Consider the following 22,217-nt stretch of genomic DNA (forward strand, 5'->3'; position numbering starts at 1 on the left):
GTAGGACCGCAGCGAAGCGAGGATCCTGCCGCAGCAAGCGCTGACGAAGTCGCGGTAAGGACACGCGACTGATACTCCCTCGACCCGTCTTCCGGGCGGCGCGGATCCTGAGCTCGCGGGCTCGCCCAGGATCGCCGCGCCACCTCGGTGCGACAGGCCTCCGGGCTGGATGACAGCAACGCCTCTCACTCACACCTCGCACGCTCGGTGTTCGTGAGGGGCGTTGCTGTCATCCAGAGTCCATGGTGCGCCGGGTCACTGTCCGCTGTCCCTGCGTCGTGAGGTGGGGGACGGATTGGGCTCGGGGAAGGGCTGCGTCATGACGCGTGCTCGTGGTGCCGCCGCGCCGTCAGAGCCGGCCGGCATCGCCGGCGCAGTCGGTGCCGCGGTCTGGGGATCCGGACCGTCGGGCTGACGGGTCAGCGCCGTTTCGCGAGGCGCGCCTCGAGAGAAGCCTTCGAGGCCGGCCACTCGTGCGCAAGGATCGAATAGACAACCTTGTCGCCCAATGCGCCGTTGCCCTCGCGACGATCGGCGCGCAACACGCCGTCACGCCTGGCACCGAGACGCTCGATCGCGGCCTGTGACTGCTGGTTCATCCAGCTCGTCTCGTACCGCACACACTCGACCCCGACCGTCTCGAAGGCGTACGTCATGAGCAACAACTTGCTCTCCGCGTTCGTGCCCGTACCGTGCGTGGACGCGCGATTCCACGTGTAGCCGATCGACACGCGCGGCACCGCGTCGACGATGTCGTAGAACGTCGTGCACCCCAACACCTGCTCGTCCGCCAGCCGCACCGCGACGAACGGCACCATGAACCCCGACTCGCGCCATGCGAGGCGCTGCTCGATCATCGCGCGAACACCGTCAGCGCGCGGAACGCTCGTGTACCAGCGCGTCCACATCTCGCCGTCGTTGACGGCGTCCACGAGGCCGTCATGATGCTCGAGCGTCAAGGGCTCCAACCGCACCAAGGACCCGGTCAGCGTGATGTCAGCGTCGAAATCAGTCATGCCCCTCAACGTAGCGCCCATGCGTCGCAGCCCGACGGATGTGACCAAGAATCGCGGATGGGCACGAACATCGCAGATGGGGACGGGAATCGCAGTCGTGCAGGGGATGGCGGTACGCGAGGTCAGGGGCGGGGGGCGTCCTTGAGGCGCATCATGCCCTCCTGCGCGACGGTGGCGACGAGGGTGCCGTCCTCGGTGAACATGCGCCCCACGCCGAGGCCGCGCCCACCCGACGTCGAGGGTGATTCCTGCGCGAACAGGATCCACTGCGTCAGATCCACGGGTCGGTGGAACCACATCGCGTGATCGAGGCTCGCAGCGCGGTAGCCGGGTGACGACCAGGCGATGCCGTTGGCGCGCATCGCCGCCTCGAGCATCGAGTAGTCGGAGGCGTACGCGAGGATCGCAGCGCTGAGCAGCGGGTCGTTCGGCACCTCACGCAGTGTGCGCATCCACAGGTTCTGGAACGGCTGACGTTCGTCCGCCGGCGCGAGATAGAGCCCGCCCTCGACGTGTCGAACGTCGACAGCGCGTCCGCGCGCCCAGTGCTGCGCCATCGGGTGATCGATGTCGCCGACGATGTCCGCGGTCGTGGGCAGCGACTCGGGGGCCGGCACGTCCGGCATCGTCACCTGGTGGTCGATGCCGCCGGCGTCCTCCTGGAAGCTCATGATGACGCTGAGGATCGGCGCGCCGTTCTGGATCGCGTGAACGCGCCGAGCGGAGAACGACCCACCGTCACGTAGTCGCTCGACGGCGAAACGCACCGGCTGCGCAGCGTCCCCCGGGCGCAGGAAGTACCCGTGCAGGGAGTGGATGTGGCGCGGCACCCCGGGCTTGATCTCACCGACGGTGCGGCCGGCCGCGACGATGCACTGCGCGAGAACCTGCCCGCCGAAGATGCGCCCGTGCGGCTGCGGCTGCGATTCGCCGACGAACAGGTCCGCGGCGCTCTGACCGAGGTCGACGCGGCGCTCACCGTCCTCGTCGAAGGACGCGGAGATCGTTGCACTGCCCACCGGGCGGACGTCGAGGATGTTCAGCAGGTCGCCGACCGGGTCGTCGGACGGTTCGATCGAAACGAGGGAAGTCACGAGGCGAGGCTACCCATGAACGGCGCCGCCCGCGCGCAACCGCGTGACATGACACCGCCGTCGGTTGGTGATCGGGCCTGGGCGCGGGGGATAATGACCGCCATGACCTACGCGCCCGACTATGCCTCCGTCGTGCCCGTTCCGCTGCGGTGGTCGGACATGGACGCCTACGGCCACGTCAACAACGTCCAGTTCCTGCGTCTGCTCGAGGACGCCCGCATCCTCGCGTTCGCGCAGTGGTTCGGTCGTGAGCGTTCCGTCGTCGGCGAAGGCATCATCGTCGCGCGTCACGAGATCGAGTACCGGGCGCCGTTGCTGTTCCGCATCGAGCCGATCGAGGTCGCCATGTGGATCACGCACCTCGGCGGCGCGGCGTACGACGTCGGGTACGAGGTGCGCGACGGGGGGCACGGTTCGACGACGTACGCGCTCGCGGAGACGACGCTCGTCGGTTACGACTTCCAAACCGAGCGGCCGCGCCGGCTCGAGGAGCACGACAAGACACAGCTGCGACGCTTCGTCGGCCCGCCCGTGCCGTTCCGCCACCGCGCTGCCGAGAAGCGCCGCGAGGCCTCGGCGTGAGCGACGGGTTGGAGCTCGCGGACGTCCAGGTCGCCGCAGACCTGACGACGTACGTCGCCCGCGCGCGCACGCTCGACGCCGACGGCGCGATCCGCCTCCAGGCGAGTGGAGCGACGCTCGCCGCGTGGGTCGGCGTGCGCAAGGGCCGCGGACTCATGGGGGAGGGCACCGTCATAGGGTTGCGGGTGCTGCCGCTCGCGCGCGCCGTCGACGAGCCGGTCGACGTCGTCGTCCCATTGGCGGCGGTCGCCGATCGTCTGGCTCGCAGCGGTTCGCCGCGTGGTGCGGTCGCGAACGCCGCGCCCGGTGCAAGCCCCCAGGTCGTCGACGAATCCGATGGCGCCTTCACGCTCGAGATCCCGCCGATGACGGTGCGCACGTCCTGGGCTGCTGTCACGCCCCCGCGCAGCGGATGGTCGCCGCTGGCGCGCCTGCCCGTCGACGGTCTCGTGCACGTCGCGCGCGTCGGCATCGAGGAGGTCGCCACCGGAACCCCCGAGGGCGCCGGTGCCGCAGCCGTCGAACAGCTCCGTGAACGCGTCTGGAACCGCCCGATCGAGGGTGATCTCGGCGGCGCCGACGGGTTGCCCACCGGGGCCGCGCTCGGGCTGTACGCGCTCGGATTCGCCGTCGGCGATGTCGCGACGGTGTACGGCACGGCCCGCTGGCATCGCGTCTCGACAGACGTCGGGCACGTTCTCGTGCGCTGATGGCTCGGGGCGCGCGGCGTCGTTGACGCGGGTTTGCGCACCTCAAGGGTGGGCCGCGCGGGCGGGGGATGTCGCTCGTCGCTCGGACCGCGAGCGTGCCGATCGGCTGGGGTGCGCGACGTTGCTGACGCGGGGTGCGCACCTGGCGGCGCGCGTTCGGGTGCGATGCGTCACCGTCGAAATCCTCCGCACCTGAGCGGTCGGGCATCCGACGCCGTGCACGCGAGCCCGCCGAGCCGAACGAAGGGTGCCTGCGCGGTTATCGTCGTGACCATGACGCACCGTTCACTACCGCAGCCACGCACCCTCGACCCCATGGACGCACCGAGCCTGCGCTGGGGCATCATCGCGCCCGGCGGCATCGCCCGCACGTTCGCGCAAGCGCTCACGGCGCGGACGTCGCAACGCATCGTAGCCGTCGGTTCTCGAAATGTTCAGCGGGCGCAAGAGTTCGTCGACGAATTCGCCTCCGGAGCAACGGCCTACGGATCCTACGGCGAACTCGTTGCTGACGACGACGTCGACGTCGACGTCGTGTACGTCGCCTCGCCACACAGCGCGCACCGCGACCACGCACTGCTCGCCATCGAGGCGGGCAAGCACGTCCTCGTCGAGAAGGCATTCACGCGCAACGCCGCCGAGGCTCGGGAGGTGCTCGAGGCGGCGGAGCGCGCCGGCGTGTTCGTCATGGAAGCCATGTGGTCGCGCTTCCTGCCGCACTACGACGTGATCCGTCAGGCCATTGACGCCGGCCTCATCGGTGACGTGCGCTGGATCGCCGCTGACCACGGTCAGGCGCTCTACCCGGAGGGGCCCCAGCGCCTGTCCGATCCCGCCCTCGCCGGCGGTGCGCTCCTCGACCTCGGTATCTACCCGCTCAGCTTCGCGGCGATGCTCATGCCGCAGGTCGACGACGTCGTCGCCACCGGCATCCTCACGCCGCAGGGCGTCGACGAATGCGAGACGATCACCCTGCGCGGCGGTGGTTCCATCGCCGGTCTCGGCACGACGATGGCGACGCAGACGCCCAACACCGCCGTAGTCGCCGGCACCGAAGGGCGCCTCGAACTCGACGGGTGGTTCTACTTCCCGACGCAGGTGCGACTCGTCAGCAACGACGGCGAGGTGCTCGACACCTTCGACGGTGCCGACGACCTGCACGCGCTGCACTTCGAGGCCGTCGAGGTGGCCCGCTGCATCAGCGACGGCCGCCGCGAGTCGCCCCTCATGCCACACGCCGAGACGTTGCGCGTCATGGGTCTCATGGACGAGATCCGCCGTCAGCTCGGGGTGGTCTACCCGGGGGAGTGACCGTGCGCCAAGCACGCGTCATGCCAGGACGCACCCACGACAGCTCCGGCTACCGTCGACGCACGATGGCGGGTAACTCACAGGTAGGCGCCTCGTGACGCGCCTACGCGTGAGTTACCCGCCATCATCGCGTCGCGCTGCGACCGGGTGGGCCTCGATCAGGCTCGCGTGAACCAGACCGTCACGTCGCGTTCGACGGTGAGGCTGTCGGCCTCACCGCTGCTCAGGACGACGAACGCGTCGTCGGGCAGGGCGACCGGCTCACCGAAGTTCGTGACGACCCACAGGTCCTCGTGGCCGTCACGGCTGTTGACGAACGCCAGGACGTCGTCGCCGGCACCCTCGACCCACGTGAGAGAGCCGGAGCCCAGTTCGCGGGCGTGACGCTCGCGCAGCATGCGGCGGTAGAACTCGAGCGTCGAACCGGCCACGCCGTCCTGCTGGTCGACGGCGAGGTCACCGTAGACCTCGGGCTGCGGCAGCCACGTCGCCTCCGACGGGCCGAACCCGAACGACGGCGCGTCCTTGACCCACGGCATCGGCACGCGGCAGCCGTCACGGCCGGCCTCGGTGTGCTCGGAGCGCTCCCACGTCGGGTCCTGACGCGCCTCGTCGGGCATCGTCGTGTGGTCGGGCAGGCCGAGTTCCTCACCCTGGTACAGGTAGGCGCCGCCGGGCAGTGCCAGCTCGAGTGCCGTCGCCGCGAGGGCGCGACGCAGGCCGAGTGCCGCGTCGGGCTGCGGGTCCTCGGCGCGGATGCCGTTGGGGCGCGGCTGCCCGACGGGCAGCGCAAGACGAGTGGCGTGACGCACGACGTCGTGGTTGCTCAGGACCCACGTCGTCGGTGCGCCGACGGAGTCGTTCGAGCGGTACGACGACGTGATGCTCTCGTGCAGGTCGGCGGCACGCCACGGTGTCTCGAGGAAGGCGAAGTTGAACGCCTGGTGGAACTCGTCCGGGCGCACGTAGCGGGCGAGGCGCTCGGGCGGGCTGACCCACGCCTCGGCGCACATCGCGCGGTCGGCGGCGGAGTCGTAACCCTCGGTGTCGCGCGGGTTGTAGGAGTCGAGCAACTCGCGCCACGCGCGGTAGATCTCGTGCACGCCCTCCTGATCCCACATCGGGCCGCCGTTGTCGTGGCTCGCATCGCCGGTGCCGGCCATCTGCGCGTGCGCCGCGTGATCGGGCAGCCCGTCGGCCTTGATCAGGCTGTGCGCGACGTCGACGCGGAAGCCGTCGACACCGCGGTCGAGCCAGAACGTCAGGATCGAGACGAACTCGTCGCGGACCTCGGGGTTGTTCCAGTTGAAGTCCGGCTGCTTGGGGTCGAACAGGTGCAGGTACCACTGCTCGGGGTTGCCGTCGGCGTCGCTGACGCGCGTCCACGCGTTGCCGCCGAAGATCGCCTGCCAGTCGTTCGGCGGCAGTTCACCGTTCTCGCCCTTGCCGTCGCGGAACAGGTAGCGCTCGCGCTCCGGCGAACCAGGGCCGGCCGCGAGGGCCGCCTTGAACCACTCGTGCTCGTCGGAGGAGTGGTTCGGCACGAGGTCGACGATGACGCGCAGGTCGAGCTCGTGCGCGCGGGCGATCAGCTTGTCGGCGTCGGCGAGGGTGCCGAACAGCGGGTCGATGTCGCGGTAGTCGGCGACGTCGTAGCCCGCGTCGGCCATCGGGGAGGTGTAGAACGGCGAGATCCACAGCGCGTCGACGCCGAGGTCGCGCAGGTAGGGCAGCTTGGCGGTGATGCCGGGCAGGTCGCCGACACCGTCACCGTTCGAATCGGCCCACGAGCGCGGATACACCTGGTAGACGGCGGACGTACGCCACCATTCCTGGCCGCCGAGGCCGACGTGCGTCGCTGAGGTCTGCTTGATCCACGAAGTCTGTTCACTCACCGCCCCAGTCTGCCAACCACGGGCGCTGGGACGAAACCGTCCGCATCACCCGCGGCCGAGAGGGGCTCGACAGGCCCATCGCTGCCCGAGCCGTTCGACTCGGTGACGGCGGCGCGTCAGCGAACCGGGTGCTCCGGCTCCGGCCCGGGGGTGTTGACGAGGCTGTAGGCCGCGCGCACGAGGTAGTCGCGCAGCAGGCGGTCGAGCTCCGGTTCCAGGGCGACGTCGTCGCACGCCGCCATGATGTGCGTCAGCCAGCGGTCGCGCTGCTCGGGGGTGACGGCGAACGGCATGTGTCGCATCCGAAGGCGCGGGTGGCCGCGCTCGGCCGAGTACGTCGTCGGGCCGCCCCAGTACTGTTCGAGGAACATCTCGAAACGGCGCTTCGCGGGCTCGAGATCGGCCTCGGGGTACATCGCTCGCAGCGTCGCGTCCTGCGCCACGCCGTCGTAGAACACCTCGACGAGACGGTGAAACGTGGCGTGGCCGCCCATGCGGTCGTACAGCGTCGGCTCACTCATGCGTCCAGTCTTTCACCCGCGCGCCACGGCCGTCGCGTGGCCGGAGGTCCCTTCATTGGTGCCGCGGTCGGCCTCACCTCGGCAGGGCGGTGTTGACGGCGGCGAACGGCTGGGCCGGCGGGCCCTTGACGCCTGCGTCCTCGAGCGCGATGACGCTGCGTCGGCGCAGTTCGCGGCTCACGCCGAAGTTCTCGTTCGGCGCCGTCTTCGCGATGATGCGGAACGTCATCGTGCCGCCCGCCACCGATTCGACACCCGCGACGTTCGGGCGCTCGATCAGCTTCTCGCTCCACTCGGGGTCGGCCTCGAGCGCGTCGACGACGCCCTCGAGCACATGGGTGACGGTGTGGATGTCCGAGTCGTAGGCGACCGGGATGTCGACGAGCGACGTCGACCACCCCTGCGAACGGTTGGCGACGCGCACGATCTCACCGTTTCGGACGTACCAGACGACACCGTTCGCGTCGCGCAGCCGCGTGATGCGCAGCGTCACCTCCTCGACGGTTCCGATCGCCTCGCCGGTGTCGATGACGTCACCGACGCCGTACTGATCCTCGAAGATCATGAAGATGCCCGACAGGTAGTCCTTGACGAGCGACTGCGCGCCGAAGCCGAGCGCGACGCCCGCGACTCCGGCGCTCGCCATGATCGGGCCGAGCTGGATGCCGCACTGCGCGGCGATCGTCAGCGTCGCGACGACGACGACCGCCACCGTCGTGATCGAGCGCAGCAATGACCCCATCGTCGCGGCGCGCTGACGGCGACGCTCGTCGTCGAGACCTGCGGCGGCACGCAACCGGGCGCGGGTCGGAGCGAGCAGGTCGCCGGCGCTGACGGCGGTGCTCCCCGCAGCGCCTTCCGCCCCTCCCGCAGCGCCTTCCGGCTCTCCCGCAGCGTCGCCCGCGCCTTCTGGCGCCTGGGCGGAAGGGGTGGCGGCGCCCGTCTGCTGACCGGCCTCGTCAGTGGCCCCACGTGTCTCGTCCTGCCCAGAACGCGTCGAGCGGGGGCGGGCGATCATCGCCTCGACGGCCCGCGAGATCGCGCGGTGGGCGAGCCAACGCACCGCGACGGCCGCGACGACGATGATGACCACCTGCACCGGAGTGCCACCGACGTGGTGCCACAGATCGCCCATCGTCGACGTGCGCAGTGGGACGAGGCTCAGGGGAATCGATGACATGCCGTCATCCAATCACCCGCGCCCAGCTCGTCTCGAACGACCGACGTGGGCCGATTCGCTGCCGCCCCACGTGAAGCGAGAGTCTCGCAGAGCCCAGGCTCCCCGGGCTCTGCGCGATCACTGCCGCCGGCGCAGCTGCGTCGCGACGGCACACACGATGCGGCCCGGGACGATCGAAACCGTCCCGGGCCGCATCACGTGCATCACGACGCGGGAAGCACGAGCACTCACGGCTCGCGCGCATCACCGCCCGTCGCGGCGGGCTCAGCCGTGCTGTCGCGCCGCCTGTGCGTCGAAGCGCTGAGCCTCGACGGCGCGCGCCACGGTGTCGCGGTTCTCGGCAACGGTGCGCACGAGACCGGCCGGGGCGTCACGGTGGGCGTCGAGCCAGGTGTTGGCCTGCGCGAGCAGCTGCGGCCCGGCGAGCGTGAACGGGAAGAACGACCCGATCGTCAGCTCCGCGATGTGGTGCGTGCGCGAGGCCCAGTAGCCCTCGGCCATCTCGAAGTAGCGCTCGATGTACGGCTCGAGCAGTGCCTCGTCGTGCACGTGCCCGAAGCCCGCGGCGGTCTCGGCGATCGTCTGGTTCGCGAGCGCGTCGGAGTCGACGACGGACGCCCACGCCGCGGCCTTCGCCTCGGCCGTCGGGATCGCCGCCCGGGCACGCGCGGCGCGCTCAGCGCCGGTCGCGGTGTTGTCCCGCTCGAGTTCGGCCGCGATCTCGGGCTCGCCGAGCACGCCACCGGCGACAAGGCTCGTGAGCAGCGTCCAGCGCATCTCGGTGTCGAGGGCGAGACCGTCGAGCACGGACGAGCCCTCGAACAGGCCGCGGACGAACGCGAGGTCGTCGGCGCTCGCGGCGAACGACGTGAACGCCTGCGCGAGCTGGAGCTGCGCATCGGAGCCGGGCTCGGCCGACAGCAGCAGACCGCGCAGAGTGCGGGCCACGAGGGCGACGACGTCGTCGCGGTGCTCCGGTGCCGTGTACGTGCGCGCGGCGGTCGTCAGCTGCCCGAGCAGGGTGCGCAGCAGGGTCGAGTCACTCTCGCCCGGCAGCGTCGCGAGGGCCATGTCGATGAAGTCGCGCGCCGACATCTCCGCATCGCGCGTCATGTCCCAGGCGGCGCCGAGCACGAGGGCGCGCGGCAGCGAATCCGTGAACGCGCGCGGGTGGGCGATGGCCGTGGCGAGGCTGCGCGCATCGAGACGGATCTTCGCGTAGGCGAGGTCGTCGTCGTTGACGAGCAGCAGGTCGGGTTGCGGCGTGCCGACGAGCTCGCTCACCTCGGTGCGCTCACCGTCGACGTCGAGCTCGACGCGCGCGGTGCGCGTCAGGGCGCCGTCACGCAGCATGTAGCAGCCGACGGCGAGGCGGTGCGGACGCAGCGTGGGGTAGTCGTCGGCGGCGCTCTGCTCGATGACGACGCTCGTCATGCGGCCGTCGTCGTCGGTCTCGACGATCGGGCGCAGCGTGTTGACGCCGGCGGTCTCGAGCCACAGCTTCGACCACTGCGTGAGGTCGCGTCCGCTCGTCGTCTCGAGCTCGGCGAGCAGCTGCGGCAGCGTCGTGTTCTGCCACGCATAGCGCGCGAAGTAAGCGCGCAGACCGGCGGTGAACGGCTCACGCCCGACGTAGGCGACGAGCTGCTTGAGCACCGAAGCGCCCTTGGCGTACGTGATGCCGTCGAAGTTGACCTCCACGTCGGCGAGGTCGCGGATCGGGGCGACGATGGGGTGCGTCGAGCTCAGCTGGTCCTGACGGTAGGCCCACGCCTTCTCGGACGTGCCGAACGTCGTCCACGCCGATTCCCAACGAGTCGCCTCGGCCTGCGCCGTCGTCGAGGCCCACTCGGCGAACGACTCGTTGAGCCACAGGTCGTTCCACCACTTCATCGTGACGAGGTCGCCGAACCACATGTGCGCGAGCTCGTGCAGCACCGTCAGCGCACGGCGCTCGACGACGGCCTCCGAGACCTTGGCGCGGAAGACGTAGATCTCGGAGAACGTCACGCAGCCGACGTTCTCCATCGCGCCCGCGTTGTATTCCGGCGTGAAGATCTGGTCGTACTTGGTGAACGGGTAGGGCTGGTCGAACTCGTTCTCGAAGAACGCGAAGCCACGCTTGGTGATGTCGAAGATCTCGTCGGCGTCCATGTGCGGAGCGAGCGACTTGCGGCAGAACACGCCGAGAGGGATGGTGCCGGCGCGCGTCTCGACGCTGTCGCGGTACGCCTCGTAGGGGCCCGCGACGAGCGCGGTGACGTAGCAGGAGATGCGGGCGGTGGGGGCGAACTCCCACGTCGCGGCCGGCTCGCTCACCCCGTTCGGACCCGTGTAGGTCTGCGTCGCGGGCTTCGGCTCCGGCGTCGTCTCGTTCGACAGCACCTGCCAGCGCGCGGGCGCCGTGACGGTGAACTGGAACGTCGCCTTGAGGTCGGGCTGTTCGAAGACGGGGTACATGCGTCGCGCGTCCGGCACCTCGAACTGCGAGTAGAGGTAGACCTCGTCGTCGGCGGGGTCGACGAAGCGGTGCAGGCCCTCACCGGTGTTCATGTAGACGCCGACGGCGTCGACGCGCACCTCGTTCTCGGCGGCGAGATCGGTGAGGCGGATGCGCGCCCCGTTCCAGTCGACGTCACGCTCCTCGCCGTTGACGACGACGCGGCTGACGGACTCGCCCAGGAAATCGAGCCATGTCTCGCTGCCGGGCTGCGCGCTGAAGCGCACGACGCTCGACGTCGCGAACGTCGTCGGGCCGGTGGTGAGGTCGAGGGTGACGGCGTAGGAGTCGACGGTGATGTTCTCGCCGCGGGTCTGCGCGTCGTCGCGGGTGAGGTTGGCCCCGTTCACGTCAGTGGTGTCCTTCCAGCAGGGTTGAGGAACGGCGGTGCGCGAAGTGGTGTGCGCCACAGCCGTTCGGGCGGTGCTGCCCATCCTTGCACGAGCGCTCGAGGTGGCAGGATGGGACGGTGAGCGAAAATCAGCCCGAGTCCGCAGCCCCTACCGTCGAGATGTTCTTCGACCCGATGTGCCCGTGGGCGTGGATGACGTCCCGCTGGCTCATGGAGGTCGAGAAGGTGCGTGACGTGCGCGTCACCTGGCGCGTCATGAGCCTCGCCGTCCTCAACGAGGGCCGCGACCTGCCCGATGATTACCGGGCCTTCCTCGAACAGGCGTGGGCGCCCGCACGCCTGGTCATCGCGGCGCAACAGGCGCACGGCGACGACGTCGTCAAGCCGCTCTACGACGCGATCGGCACCCGCTTCCACCCCGGCGGCGCCGACCCGCGTGACGCCGAGAGCGTGCGGCGCGTGCTCGTGGAGTCGCTCGCCGAGTGCGGTCTCGAGCCGGAGCTCGTCGACGCGGCGACCAACGTGCCCGGCGACGATGTCGACGTCGCCCTGCGGGCCGCGCACAAGCGCGCGACCGACCTCGTCGGCACGGACGTCGGCACCCCCGTCGTCGCGTTCGGCGGCACCGCGTTCTTCGGCCCGGTCGTGACGCCGGCGCCCAAGGGTGAGGACGCCGGGCGCCTGTGGGACGGCTGCCTCCTCGTCGCGGGCACGCCCGGTTTCTACGAACTCAAGCGCAGCCGCGACGTCGGCCCCGACTTCAGCTGACCCTCCGCACCACCACTGCCCCTCAGGCCATATCTTCGCGACAAGGACGAGCACACATGCGCATTCACATCGGTGGCGACCACGCAGCTTTCGAGACCCAGCAGGCCCTGCTGACCTACCTGACCGAGCAGGGTCACGAGGTCATCAACCACGGCCCGAGCGAGTACGACGCCGAGGACGACTACCCGGTCTACGTCCTGCGTGCCGCCGAGGGCGTGCGTGACGACGAGGGCTCGCTCGGCATCGTTCTCGGCGGGTCCGGCAACGGCGAGCAGATGGCGGCGAACAAGGTCAAGGGCATCCGTGCCGCGCTGTGCCTGACGCCCGAGTTCGCCTCTCTCGCACGCGAGCACAACGGTGCGCAGATCCTGTCGATCGGTGGTCGCTTCGTCTCGATCGACGAGGCCAAGCAGATCGCCCGCACCTTCATCGAGACGCCGTACGCGGGCGTCGAGCGTCACGCGCGCCGCCTCGCGATGGTCGAGAAGTACGAACGGGACGGCACGCTGCCCTCCGAGGGCTGAGGCCTTCGAACGGCCCGCGCGGCGCGATCTTCTCGCCGCGTGACGGGCCGTCGGCCCGGGTCGGTGGAGCCTGTCACCCACGCAGGTGCATGCTCCACCACCCCTGGTGCGCGTGAGGCAACCCCTATAGGCTGGCGCGCGTGGTTCTGGAGGCTCAACGCGAACAGACGCGCCTGCGTCAGTCGGTGCAGCGTGCCGTGGCCACTCCGATCTCCAAGCCGCACAGCGTCGTCGTCGCGTTCGCGCTGCTCACCGCGATCGTCTGTGCCGCCGCCATCGCGCTCACGCCGACGATGTCGCATGCGGTCTTCATCCCGCTCATCGTCGCCGCAGCGTTCCTGTTGTCGGGGCGTCGCCTGGCGCTCGCCATCGCCATCGTCCTGACGGGCTATGTGACGACGGCCGCGATCACCTGGTCCGACGCGCCGACGCAGTGGTCCGTCGCGGTGGCTCTCGCCCTCATCGTCGGCATCGTCGCGTTCGCGAACCGTCAGCGCTTCACGATGGGTGTGCCGCTCTCGGTCGGCTCGAGCATGCTCAAGGATCTGCGGCAGCGGCTCGACACCCAGGCCCTGCCACCCGAGATGCCGGACGGGATGCGCGTCGAGCACTGTGTCATGCCCTCACGCGGGGATGCATTCAGCGGTGACTTCGTCGTCGCCGCCCGACGCGACGACCACCTGCACCTCGCCCTCACCGACGTCTCCGGGCACGGCCCGTCTGCCGGGATGCGTGCGCTGCTGCTCTCCGGCGCCCTCGCAGGGTTGCTGGGGGAGACGCGCCCGGAGGATTTTCTTCCCGGCGCGAACCGCTACCTCATCCGCCAGGGCTGGCGCGACGGGTTCGCCTCCGCCATCCACGTCTCGATCAACGTCGAGGACGGCCAGTACTGCGTCGGTACGGCCGGTCACCCGAGCGCCGCGCATTATCACGCGGGCACGCGCCGCTGGGAGATGATCACCGGCGCGGCCGGTCTGCTGCTCGGGTTGTTCGACCAGGGGCCGCAGGACTACGCGCGCGCCGGCGGGGTGCTCGAGCCCGGCGATGTCCTGCTCCTCTACACCGACGGCGTCGTCGAGGGCCCTGACGGCGACCTCGCGGCCGGGACGCAGCAGATGCTCGGCCTCGCGCAACGGGCCATCAGCGCCGGCCCGGAGGGGGCGGCCCAGCGCATCTGCGAGGCCTCGGCGCGCACCGGGGGGCAGGACGATCGCTCCGTTGTCGTCATCTGGCGGCCCGTGCCTGAGTCGTCCGAATCGCGCCACGCGCGCGGAACCGCGTCCGTCTGAGTGAGCGCGCCCTTCTGAGCGAGTGCATCTGCCCGATCGACCTATCCTGCTTGAACGACGAACGGCGCCGCCCCCCACCGGGGAGCGGCGCCGTCAGCGTTCAACGGAGGCAGCTCACTCGCCGCCGAAGGCGCCGTCGAGTTTCTCGTTCGCGAAGTCCTGGCCCTTGTCGATCTGGTCGGCGTGCTGGCCGCCCGTCTTGTCGTCGGCGAAGTCGCCGGCCTTCTCGACGCCCTGGTCGAGCTTGTCGGGGTTGTCCTGGGCGAACTCGCTGGCCTTGTCCTTGGCGCTGTCGAAAATGCCCATGATGTGCCTCCTGCGAATGGAAGTGCTCCGGCGAACCGGACTCATCTTCACCGAAGCACATGCGCGGGGGCGGCGTCGAGACCGCCGGCATCGTTCGTTGGCGAACGTCTCGGTGGCCAAGACGACCGTCGGCGGCGCTTCGCGCGAGCACGGGGGCGACGGCGGCGGGCTAGGTCAGCCCCCGCGGATTGGGGCGTCACGGCGTGTTCGGGTAATGTGTCCGAGAAACGTGCGGGCGTAGCTCAATGGTAGAGCCTCAGTCTTCCAAACTGATCACGCGAGTTCGATTCTCGTCGCCCGCTCCAGCACCGCGACGGCGGCTCCCGCGGGGGCCGCCGTTCGTCTTGCGAGAGCGCGCCCCGGCGCGATCGCAGCAGGACGGCGCGCGCGGAGCGGCCCGCCTCGCCTCTGGTGAGCGGGGCTGACGGGGTGTGGCGCAGCTTGGTAGCGCGTCCGCTTTGGGAGCGGAAGGCCGCAGGTTCGAATCCTGTCACCCCGACCGTTAGCATGAACGACGAGTAAGAGGAGTGCGCCGCGCCGCAGGCAGGGCCGATGATCGGCCGGCCAGTGCGGGCGCGCCCACCATCACCGATCGACTGGAGTGCACCGCTGATGAAGAGCGCTGTCGAAAACCTAACCCCGACCCGGGTCAAGCTCACCGTTGACGTCACGGCCGACGAACTGAAGCCGAGCATCGAGAAGGCCTACACGACCATCGGCTCGCAGGTTCAGATCCCCGGTTTCCGCAAGGGCAAGGTTCCCGCGAAGCTCATCGAGCAGCGTTTCGGCCGCGCGGCCGTCATCCAGGAAGCCGTCAACGAGGCGCTTCCGGAGCTGTACACGAACGCGATTGTCGAGAACGACGTCAAGGTCCTCGGCCAGCCCGAGGTCGACATCACCGAGTTCCCGCTCGAGGACGGCGCGGGCCTGAGCTTCACCGCCGAGGTCGACATCCGCCCCGAGATCACGCTCCCGGCGTTCGACACGCTCGAGGTCGAGGTCGAGCCGATCGAGGTCTCCGACGCCGACATCGACGAGCGCATCGCCGAGCTGCGCGAGCGTTTCGGCACGCTCGAGTCGGTCGAGCGCAAGGCCAAGAAGGGCGACTTCGTCACGATCGACCTGTCGGCCACGATCGACGGCAACGAGATCGACGCGGTCTCCGGTGTCTCCTACGAGATCGGCTCGGGCACGATGCTCGACGGTCTCGACGAGGCGCTGACGGGCCTCAAGGCCGGCGAGGAGGCGACGTTCACCTCGCCGCTCGCCGGCGGTGAGCACGAGGGCGAGAACGCCGAGTGCACCGTCAAGGTCGAGTCGGTCAAGGTCCGTGAGCTGCCCGAGCTCGACGACGAGTTCGCCCAGCTGGCGTCGTCGTTCGACACGATCGACGAGCTCAAGGCCGACCTGCGCGCCGAGGTCGAGCGCACCAAGCGCTTCGAGCAGGGCGTCCAGGCCCGCGACAAGGTCCTCGAGGTCCTCCTCGAGCAGCTCGACATCCCGGTGCCCGAGTCCATCGTCACCGAAGAGGTGACGAACCACCTCGAGGGCGAGAACCGTCTCGACGATGACGAGCACCGCGCCGAGGTCACCGAATCGACGCGTCAGCAGGTCGCGACGCAGCTCCTGCTCGACGAGATCGTCGAGAAGCACGAGATCCAGGTCGGCCAGGACGAGCTGATCGAGTACCTCATCATGTCGGCGCAGCAGTACGGCATGGACCCGAACACGTTCGCGCAGGCGCTCGACGCGCAGGGCCAGGTGCCCGCCATCATGGGTGAGGTCGCTCGCCGCAAGGCGCTCGCCACCGTTCTCGAGTCCGCCACGGTCAAGGACACGGCGGGCAACGTCGTCGACCTGAACGCCGCCGTCGACACCGGCGATGACGAGGACGAGGCGCAGGCCGCCGACGCCGCCGACGGTGAGAACGCCACTCCGGTCGCCTCCGAGGACGCCGACGCCGACGCTGCGGACAAGCCCGCCAAGAAGGCTGCCGCGAAGAAGACGACGACCAAGAAGGCCGCGTCGAAGAAGACGGCAACGAAGAAGGTCGCCGCCCCTGCCGAGGCCACTGACGCCGACTCCGCTGAGGCCGCGGAGAAGCCGGCCAAGAAGGCAGCCGCCAAGAAGACGGCTGCGAAGAAGACGGCGACGAAGACCGCCGCCAAGAAGACCGCTGCGAAGAAGACGGCCAAGAAGGCTGTCGACGGCGAGTGAGTCGTCACTGACGTCTGAGACGAGGGCCGCGCGAGCAATCGGGCGGCCCTTCGTCGCGTCCGGGCCCAGGCGAACGTCGAGCCTTGCGCTGACGGCGAACAAGCCCCGAGACGGGGACGAAACGCTCGGGCCCGCGCGTTAGGGTCAGTGAAGAGTTCAAGCGTGATGTCACCCGCTCGGGGTGGCAGATTCGGAACGGAGTGATCCCTTGACGAATGCCCAGTCCTCGGACGTGGTCATGGCAGGCCCGCAGATGGCCGCCGGCCTCGACGACCAGATCTACAACCGGCTCCTCAAGGAGCGCATCATCTTCCTCGGTTCGGATGTTCGCGACGACAATGCGAACGCCATCTGCGCGCAGCTGCTGCTGCTCGCCGCAGAGGACCCGGAGAAGGACATCTGGCTCTACATCAACTCGCCCGGTGGTTCGGTGACGGCCGGCATGGCCATCTTCGACACGATGCAGTGGGTGCCGAACGACGTGTGCACCGTCGCGATGGGTCTGGCCGCGTCGATGGGTCAGTTCCTGCTGTCCGCCGGCGCCAAGGGCAAGCGCTACGCGACGCCGCACGCGCGCATCATGATGCACCAGCCGCTCGGCGGCATCCAGGGCACGGCCTCCGACGTGAAGACGCAGGCCGAGCAGCTGCTGCACATCAAGAAGCAGATGGCCGAGCTCATCGCCGAGCACACGGGCCAGCCGGTCGAGAAGATCTCGGCCGACTCCGACCGCGACCGCTGGTTCACCGCGGCCGAGGCCAAGGAGTACGGCTTCGTCGACCACGTCTTCGAGCGTTCGCAGGACGCTACCAAGGACGCGACCGGGGACGCTGCGGCATTCTCCGAGTCGTCCGACCACTGATCTCGCCCACGAAGGAGACCTTCATGAACACCCACAGCTCCATGGGCCACCCGATGGGCGGCGTCACCGCGCCGATGCCGACGAGCCGCTACATCCTGCCCCAGTTCGAAGAGCGCACCTCGTACGGCACGAAGCGCCTCGACCCGTACACGAAGCTGTTCGAGGACCGCATCATCTTCCTCGGCGTCCAGGTCGACGACGCGTCGGCCGACGACATCATCGCGCAGCTCATCGTGCTCGAGTCGCAGGATCCGGACCGCGACATCGTCATGTACATCAACAGCCCCGGTGGCTCGTTCACCGCGCTGACGGCGATCTACGACACGATGCAGTACATCCGCCCGGACGTGCACACGTTCGTCCTGGGACAGGCTGCCTCGGCCGCCGCCGTCCTGCTGGGCGCCGGCGCGCCCGGCAAGCGGTACGCGCTGCCGAACGCGCGCGTGCTCATCCACCAGCCGGCGATGGAGGGCTCGGGCGGCCAGGCCTCCGACGTCGAGATCCAGGCCAACGAGATCATGCGCATGCGTGAGTGGCTCGAGGAGACGCTCGCGAAGCACTCCGGCCGCTCGATCGAGCAGGTGCGTGCCGACATCGACCGCGACAAGATCCTCACCGCCGAGATGGCCAAGGAGTACGGCCTCATCGACGAGGTGCTGACGAGCCGCAAGGCGTCGCTGGAGAGCTGACGGCTCCGGGCCCACCGGGCCTGACCCGCCACGACGAACGTGCCCGCTCCTTCCGTGTGGAAGGGGCGGGCACATTCGTCATGTCGGCATCACCCACGGCGGGGGAGCGGCCCGGGTGTCACAGCCGCTCGCCGGTCTCCGTGTCGAAGACGTGGACGTGGTCGGTCATGGGCTTCACCGCAAACCGGTCACCCTGCGTCGGGCGCACGCGCTTGTCGACGCGCGTGCCGATGCGGGGGCCGTCAGGCTCGCCCGCGGGGCGACCGTAGACGAACGCCTCCGAGCCGAGCGTCTCGACGAGTTCGACCTCGAGCTCGAGCGCACCCGCCTCACCGGGCTGCGCGACGACGAACGCCTCGGGGCGCACCCCGATCGTCACGCGATCCGACGTCGCCTTGATGTCGCGCGACAGCGGCACCCGCATGCCGTGGAACGTCGCGTCACCGCCGGTGAGCGCGGCGTCCATGAGGCTGATCGACGGCGAACCGATGAAGCCCGCGACGAACGTGTTGCGCGGCCGTTCGTACAGCTCCTCCGGGGTGTCGCACTGCTGCAAGATGCCGTCCTTGAGCACCGCGACACGGTGACCCATCGTCATCGCCTCGACCTGGTCGTGCGTGACGTAGACGGTCGTGACGCCGAGGCGTCGCTGCAGCGCCGCGATCTGCGCACGCGTCGAGACGCGCAGCTTGGCGTCGAGGTTCGACAGCGGCTCGTCCATGCAGAACACCTTGGGCTGGCGCACGATCGCGCGACCCATGGCGACACGCTGACGCTGGCCACCCGACATCGCGCCCGGCTTGCGCTCGAGCAGGGGCTCGAGCTCGAGGATCTTCGCCGCCTCCTCGACGCGGGCGTTGATGTCCGCCTTCGAGGTGCCTGCGTTCTCGAGCGCGAACGCCATGTTCTGACGTGCCGTCATGGTCGGGTAGAGCGCGTAGCTCTGAAAGACCATCGCGACGTCGCGATCACGGGGACGCACGCCGGCCTGGTCGTGGCCGTCGATGAGGATGCGGCCCTCGTCGACCGGTTCGAGGCCGGCGAGCATGCGGAGCGTCGTCGACTTGCCGCAGCCCGACGGGCCGACGAGGACGAGGAACTCCCCGTCGGCGATGTCGAGCGTGACCTTGTTGACGGAGGGACGGGGCGCACCCTTGTGCAGGCGGGTGGCCTCGTCGAAGGTGACGGATGCCATGAATTACTTCTTCAGCTTGGGCTTGATCTGGGAGTCGTACTTCGCCTGCAGCGCCTTGTCGAGCGCCTCGAGCGTCGACTTGACGTCCGAGCCGGCGATGATCTTGTCGAGCGAGGTACCGATGTCGATGCCACCGCCGGGCAGGAACACGCGGACGTTGTCCTGCGGGCGGGCCTTCGGCAGCTGCTTGACGGCGACGGCGTATTCGGGGTTCTTCTCGAGGTACGCCTTCTCCTTCGCGTCGTCCATGGCGGAGGTGCGCACCGGCATGTACCCGGTCGCCTGGGAGAAGGTGATCGTGTTGTCCTTGTTCGTCATGAACTCGATGAACTTCACGGCGTTCTTCTGACGCTCGGCGGAGATGCCCTTCGGCACCGCGAGGCCGGCGCCACCCGTCGGCACGGTCTTGATGCCGCCCGGCGCGGGCAGGAAGCCGATGCCGACCTTGAAGCTTGCGTCCTTGATGACGCCGGCGAGGCCACCGGTCGACTCGATGGCGCAGGCGCCGATGCCCGAGGCGAAGTCAGCCTGGCTGTCCTTCGACGTCTGCATCCAGCCCTTCTTGGCCCACTCCTGGATCTTCGTGGCGGCCTTGACGGTGCCCTCGGACGCCATGGTGGGCGTCCAGTCCTTCGAGTAGCCGCCGCCGTAGCTCCACGCGATGGACTGGAACGTCCAGTCGAGGTAGTCGGAGCCGTCGTCCAGGACGATGGCCTTCTTGCCCGAGCCCATGGCCGACTGCAGCTTGGGCGCCCACTGCTCGAACTCGTCCCACGAGGTCGGCGCACGGTCCGGCAGACCGGCCTTCTTCCAGGCGTCCTTGTTGTAGTAGAAGATGACCGTCGAGCGCGAGTACGGCAGGGCGTAGTGCTTGTCCTCGTACTTGTAGTCGTCGTACAGGCCCTTGACGTAGTCGTCCGTCGAGAGCTTGTTCTCGGACGTCAGGGCCGACATGTCGGCCAGACGGTCGTTGAGGGCGAAGTTGAACCACGTCGTGTCGGAGACGATGACGACGTCGGGCAGGCTGCCGCCGGACAGGGCCGCGTTGAACTTCTGCGCGACGTCGGGGTAGCTCTTGCCGGCGTCGACGAGCTTGACCTTGAGGTTCGGGTTGGCCTTCTCGAACTCGGCGATGAGCTTCTGCTCGGTCGCCTTCGACTTGCCGGGGTGGTTGCTCCAGAACTCGATCGTGTTCGAGTCGCCGCCACCGTTGTTACCACCGCTGGAGGAGCCGCCGGAGCCGGCGCAGGCGCTGAGGCCTGCGGTGACGACGGCACCAGCCGTCAGGCCGAAGAGGTTGCGGCGCGAGAGTGTGGACATGAGTTTCTTCCTTCGTCTGGGTGAAGCGTGGGGGAGAGGGTCAGCCCTTGACGGCGCCGGCCGTGAGGCCCTTGATCATGTGGCGCTGCAGGACGAGGAACAGGGCGAGAACGGGGAGCATGGCGAGCATCGTGGCGGCCATGACAGGGCCCCAGTCCGTGATGCCCTCGTTGTTCTGCAACTGGGTGAGGCCGACCGGCAGGGTGCCGGTGCGCTGGTCGTCGGACATGAGGAACGGCCACAGGTACTCGTTCCACTCGTTGACGACGGTGATGATGGAGAACGCGATGAGGGTCGGCCACGACATCGGCATGACAACCTTGCGCAGCAGCTTCATCGGCCCGGCCCCGTCCATGCGCGCGGCCTCGATGATCTCGCTGGGGATCGACAGGAACTGGTTGCGCATGAGGAACGTGCCGAACGCGACGCCCGCCAACGGCAGGATGATGCCCTGGTAGGTGTTGCGCCAGCCGAGCTGGCTGACGAGGGCGTAGTTCGAGATCACGGTGATCTGGTTCGGCACCATGAGCGCCGCGATGACGACGATGAACACGAGGTTGCGCCCGGGGAAGCGGATGAGGCTCAGGGCGTAGGCGCTCATGACACCGAGGACGATCTTGGCGAGCGACAGGATGACGGTGACGATGACCGAGTTGCGGAAGAAGTCCCAGAAGGGGATCGACTGCGTCGCGGTCTTGTAACCCTCACCCGTGACCGAGTGCGGGAACCAGACGGCGGGCGTCGTGTAGATGTCGCTGCGGTGCTTGATCGACGTCATGAAGATCCAGTACAGCGGGATCGCGACGATCGCGAACGCGATCATCATCGCGGCGTAACCGGCGATCGTCATCGGCAACCCGCCGTGGTCGAGGACCTCGTTGCTGTGCGCCTCCTCGCGGGGGCGTCGTCGGAACGGGGAGGAACCCGACCGCTTCGGCGTGGCCGCAGCGGCGTTCTCCTGCGGGGCTGCGGTGCTCATGCCTTCTGCTCCTTGTCCATGACCCGCACCTGCACGACCGTCACGACGAGCAGGATGAGGAACATGATGGTCGCGATCGTGGCGCCGTAGCCGGCGCGCTGGTTGACGAACGTCTCCTGGTACACCTGGTAGACGAGCGTCGACGTGCCGTAGCCCTGGGGGCCACCGCGCGTCATGATCTGGATGATGTCGAAGACCTGGACCGAGTTGAGCAGCACCGTGATCGACAGGAAGAACGTCGTCGGGCGCAGCTGCGGTAGCAGCACCTTGGTGAAGCGACGCCATGACGACGCGCCGTCGATCTCCGCGGCCTCGTCGAGGTCGGTGCGGCGACCCTGCAGCGCGGCGAGGTAGATGACGAACGTGTAGCCGATGTTCTTCCACACATACGTGAGCGTCACCATGACGAGGGCCCAGTTCGGATCCTGGTAGAAGTCCGGGACGCTGAGCCCGACGCGGTGCGCGAGGTCGGAGAGCAGACCGAAGTGCGGGTCGAAGACGAACTGGAACGCGAGGCCGACAGCGGTGCCGGACAGGACGAACGGCGCGAAGATCGCCGAGCGCACGAGGTTGCGACCGCGCAGCTGACGATCGAGCAGCAGCGCGAGCCCGAGACCGATCATCATCGACAACCCGACCGTCGCGACGGTGAAGATGGCGGTGTTGCGCAGCACCTGGTGCGCGTTGGCGTCGTGCAGCCACGTCGAGTAGTTCTGCAGACCGATGTAGTTGAGCGTCGGCGCCGACAGCGTCCAGTCGGTGAACGACAACCGGATGTTGTCGATCAGTGGTCGGTAGGTGAACACGGCCAACAGCGCGAGGTTGGGCAGCAGCAGCGCTGCCGCCGTCAACCATTCACCGACGGGCCGGCCGCGGCGTGGCGGCGGGGGGCCGAGGGGCGCGGGCG

General features: G+C 68.9%; 20 protein-coding genes and 2 tRNA genes. 11 read left to right on the forward strand and 11 right to left on the reverse strand.

Features of this window, described 5'->3' with window-relative positions:
- Window positions 1-419: 419 nt before the first annotated feature.
- Entirely contained in the window at window positions 420-1,016 is a 597-nt protein-coding gene (locus AX669_RS10235) for a GNAT family N-acetyltransferase (protein ID WP_006945991.1), read from the reverse strand.
- A 122-nt stretch (window positions 1,017-1,138) separates the two neighbouring features.
- Window positions 1,139-2,110: an acyl-CoA thioesterase II gene (locus AX669_RS10240; RefSeq protein ID WP_038567515.1), complete on the reverse strand. Its 972-nt coding sequence runs from the start codon at window positions 2,108-2,110 to the stop codon at window positions 1,139-1,141.
- A gap of 102 nt (window positions 2,111-2,212) precedes the next feature.
- Here AX669_RS10240 and AX669_RS10245 point away from each other — a divergent pair, with 102 nt between their 5' ends.
- The 3 genes from AX669_RS10245 (at window position 2,213) to AX669_RS10255 (ending at window position 4,713) form a co-directional block, all read left to right on the forward strand.
- Entirely contained in the window at window positions 2,213-2,692 is a 480-nt protein-coding gene (locus AX669_RS10245) for a thioesterase family protein (protein ID WP_038567517.1), read from the forward strand.
- On the forward strand, window positions 2,689-3,402 hold the full coding sequence (locus AX669_RS10250) for a hypothetical protein (RefSeq protein ID WP_062258270.1): 714 nt from the start codon (window positions 2,689-2,691) through the stop codon (window positions 3,400-3,402). The genes AX669_RS10245 and AX669_RS10250 overlap by 4 nt, the downstream gene beginning before the upstream one ends.
- A 273-nt stretch (window positions 3,403-3,675) precedes the next feature.
- Complete coding sequence (locus AX669_RS10255; RefSeq protein ID WP_062258281.1) at window positions 3,676-4,713, forward strand: Gfo/Idh/MocA family protein; 1,038 nt, start codon at window positions 3,676-3,678, stop codon at window positions 4,711-4,713.
- 158 nt (window positions 4,714-4,871) lie between these two features.
- Here the strand turns inward: AX669_RS10255 and AX669_RS10260 are convergent, their stop codons facing one another.
- The 4 genes from AX669_RS10260 to pepN form a co-directional block, all read right to left on the reverse strand.
- A complete protein-coding gene (locus tag AX669_RS10260) occupies window positions 4,872-6,608 on the reverse strand; it encodes a glycoside hydrolase family 13 protein (RefSeq protein ID WP_082740849.1) in 1,737 nt (578 codons plus the stop codon).
- 116 nt (window positions 6,609-6,724) lie between these two features.
- The gene (locus AX669_RS10265; RefSeq protein ID WP_006945874.1) at window positions 6,725-7,129 is read right to left on the reverse strand and encodes a globin; all 405 of its coding nucleotides are present in this window, start codon (window positions 7,127-7,129) and stop codon (window positions 6,725-6,727) included.
- Between the two features lie 73 nt (window positions 7,130-7,202).
- Window positions 7,203-8,309: a mechanosensitive ion channel family protein gene (locus AX669_RS13965; protein ID WP_062258271.1), complete on the reverse strand. Its 1,107-nt coding sequence runs from the start codon at window positions 8,307-8,309 to the stop codon at window positions 7,203-7,205.
- A 264-nt stretch (window positions 8,310-8,573) separates the two neighbouring features.
- Window positions 8,574-11,159: an aminopeptidase N gene (gene pepN, locus AX669_RS10275; RefSeq protein ID WP_062258273.1), complete on the reverse strand. Its 2,586-nt coding sequence runs from the start codon at window positions 11,157-11,159 to the stop codon at window positions 8,574-8,576.
- Window positions 11,160-11,278: 119 nt separating this feature from the next.
- Here pepN and AX669_RS10280 point away from each other — a divergent pair, with 119 nt between their 5' ends.
- From AX669_RS10280 to AX669_RS10290, 3 genes are all read left to right on the forward strand, one after another.
- Window positions 11,279-11,929, forward strand: coding sequence for a DsbA family protein (locus tag AX669_RS10280; RefSeq protein WP_082740853.1), 651 nt, complete (start codon window positions 11,279-11,281; stop codon window positions 11,927-11,929).
- A 56-nt stretch (window positions 11,930-11,985) separates the two neighbouring features.
- On the forward strand, window positions 11,986-12,453 hold the full coding sequence (locus AX669_RS10285) for a ribose-5-phosphate isomerase (protein WP_038567531.1): 468 nt from the start codon (window positions 11,986-11,988) through the stop codon (window positions 12,451-12,453).
- A gap of 140 nt (window positions 12,454-12,593) precedes the next feature.
- On the forward strand, window positions 12,594-13,742 hold the full coding sequence (locus AX669_RS10290; RefSeq protein ID WP_062258277.1) for a PP2C family protein-serine/threonine phosphatase: 1,149 nt from the start codon (window positions 12,594-12,596) through the stop codon (window positions 13,740-13,742).
- Window positions 13,743-13,856: 114 nt separating this feature from the next.
- Here AX669_RS10290 and AX669_RS10295 read toward each other — a convergent pair whose 3' ends face one another.
- Window positions 13,857-14,048, reverse strand: a complete 192-nt coding sequence (locus AX669_RS10295; RefSeq protein WP_006945905.1) for an antitoxin — start codon at window positions 14,046-14,048, stop codon at window positions 13,857-13,859.
- A gap of 231 nt (window positions 14,049-14,279) precedes the next feature.
- Between AX669_RS10295 and AX669_RS10300 the strand changes: the two genes are divergently transcribed.
- The 5 genes from AX669_RS10300 (at window position 14,280) to AX669_RS10320 (ending at window position 17,816) form a co-directional block, all read left to right on the forward strand.
- Window positions 14,280-14,353: transfer RNA gene (locus AX669_RS10300), tRNA-Gly, on the forward strand.
- 120 nt (window positions 14,354-14,473) lie between these two features.
- A tRNA-Pro gene (locus AX669_RS10305) sits at window positions 14,474-14,547 on the forward strand.
- Between the two features lie 113 nt (window positions 14,548-14,660).
- Window positions 14,661-16,265, forward strand: coding sequence for a trigger factor (tig, locus tag AX669_RS10310; RefSeq protein WP_074041098.1), 1,605 nt, complete (start codon window positions 14,661-14,663; stop codon window positions 16,263-16,265).
- A gap of 238 nt (window positions 16,266-16,503) precedes the next feature.
- The gene (locus AX669_RS10315) at window positions 16,504-17,127 is read left to right on the forward strand and encodes an ATP-dependent Clp protease proteolytic subunit (RefSeq protein ID WP_038567538.1); all 624 of its coding nucleotides are present in this window, start codon (window positions 16,504-16,506) and stop codon (window positions 17,125-17,127) included.
- A gap of 23 nt (window positions 17,128-17,150) precedes the next feature.
- Entirely contained in the window at window positions 17,151-17,816 is a 666-nt protein-coding gene (locus AX669_RS10320) for an ATP-dependent Clp protease proteolytic subunit (RefSeq protein ID WP_006944395.1), read from the forward strand.
- 118 nt (window positions 17,817-17,934) lie between these two features.
- Here AX669_RS10320 and AX669_RS10325 read toward each other — a convergent pair whose 3' ends face one another.
- The 4 genes from AX669_RS10325 to AX669_RS10340 form a co-directional block, all read right to left on the reverse strand.
- Entirely contained in the window at window positions 17,935-19,011 is a 1,077-nt protein-coding gene (locus AX669_RS10325) for an ABC transporter ATP-binding protein (protein ID WP_038567545.1), read from the reverse strand.
- 3 nt (window positions 19,012-19,014) lie between these two features.
- The gene (locus AX669_RS10330; RefSeq protein ID WP_062258279.1) at window positions 19,015-20,331 is read right to left on the reverse strand and encodes an ABC transporter substrate-binding protein; all 1,317 of its coding nucleotides are present in this window, start codon (window positions 20,329-20,331) and stop codon (window positions 19,015-19,017) included.
- A gap of 40 nt (window positions 20,332-20,371) precedes the next feature.
- Window positions 20,372-21,310: a carbohydrate ABC transporter permease gene (locus AX669_RS10335; RefSeq protein ID WP_006944415.1), complete on the reverse strand. Its 939-nt coding sequence runs from the start codon at window positions 21,308-21,310 to the stop codon at window positions 20,372-20,374.
- Window positions 21,307-22,217 (reverse strand): carbohydrate ABC transporter permease (locus AX669_RS10340; RefSeq protein ID WP_231729552.1); only part of this gene is annotated, 911 nt, incomplete at its 5' end. The genes AX669_RS10335 and AX669_RS10340, both read right to left, overlap by 4 nt.

The organism is Dermacoccus sp. CCH2-D9 (genome assembly GCF_001556795.1).
In the GTDB taxonomy this organism is placed as follows: Bacteria; Actinomycetota; Actinomycetes; order Actinomycetales; family Dermatophilaceae; genus Dermacoccus; species Dermacoccus nishinomiyaensis.

What these genes read in the sequence shown, in the direction of transcription:
- AX669_RS10235 (WP_006945991.1), bottom strand. Translation starts at nt 1,016, where the DNA reads ATGACTGATTTCGACGCTGACATCACGCTGACCGGGTCCTTGGTGCGG.
- AX669_RS10245 (WP_038567517.1), top strand. Translation starts at nt 2,213, where the DNA reads ATGACCTACGCGCCCGACTATGCCTCCGTCGTGCCCGTTCCGCTGCGG.
- AX669_RS10255 (WP_062258281.1), top strand. Translation starts at nt 3,676, where the DNA reads ATGACGCACCGTTCACTACCGCAGCCACGCACCCTCGACCCCATGGAC.
- AX669_RS10265 (WP_006945874.1), bottom strand. Translation starts at nt 7,129, where the DNA reads ATGAGTGAGCCGACGCTGTACGACCGCATGGGCGGCCACGCCACGTTT.
- AX669_RS13965 (WP_062258271.1), bottom strand. Translation starts at nt 8,309, where the DNA reads ATGTCATCGATTCCCCTGAGCCTCGTCCCACTGCGCACGTCGACGATG.
- AX669_RS10285 (WP_038567531.1), top strand. Translation starts at nt 11,986, where the DNA reads ATGCGCATTCACATCGGTGGCGACCACGCAGCTTTCGAGACCCAGCAG.
- AX669_RS10295 (WP_006945905.1), bottom strand. Translation starts at nt 14,048, where the DNA reads ATGGGCATTTTCGACAGCGCCAAGGACAAGGCCAGCGAGTTCGCCCAG.
- tig (WP_074041098.1), top strand. Translation starts at nt 14,661, where the DNA reads ATGAAGAGCGCTGTCGAAAACCTAACCCCGACCCGGGTCAAGCTCACC.
- AX669_RS10315 (WP_038567538.1), top strand. Translation starts at nt 16,504, where the DNA reads ATGGCAGGCCCGCAGATGGCCGCCGGCCTCGACGACCAGATCTACAAC.
- AX669_RS10320 (WP_006944395.1), top strand. Translation starts at nt 17,151, where the DNA reads ATGAACACCCACAGCTCCATGGGCCACCCGATGGGCGGCGTCACCGCG.
- AX669_RS10325 (WP_038567545.1), bottom strand. Translation starts at nt 19,011, where the DNA reads ATGGCATCCGTCACCTTCGACGAGGCCACCCGCCTGCACAAGGGTGCG.
- AX669_RS10330 (WP_062258279.1), bottom strand. Translation starts at nt 20,331, where the DNA reads ATGTCCACACTCTCGCGCCGCAACCTCTTCGGCCTGACGGCTGGTGCC.
- AX669_RS10335 (WP_006944415.1), bottom strand. Translation starts at nt 21,310, where the DNA reads ATGAGCACCGCAGCCCCGCAGGAGAACGCCGCTGCGGCCACGCCGAAG.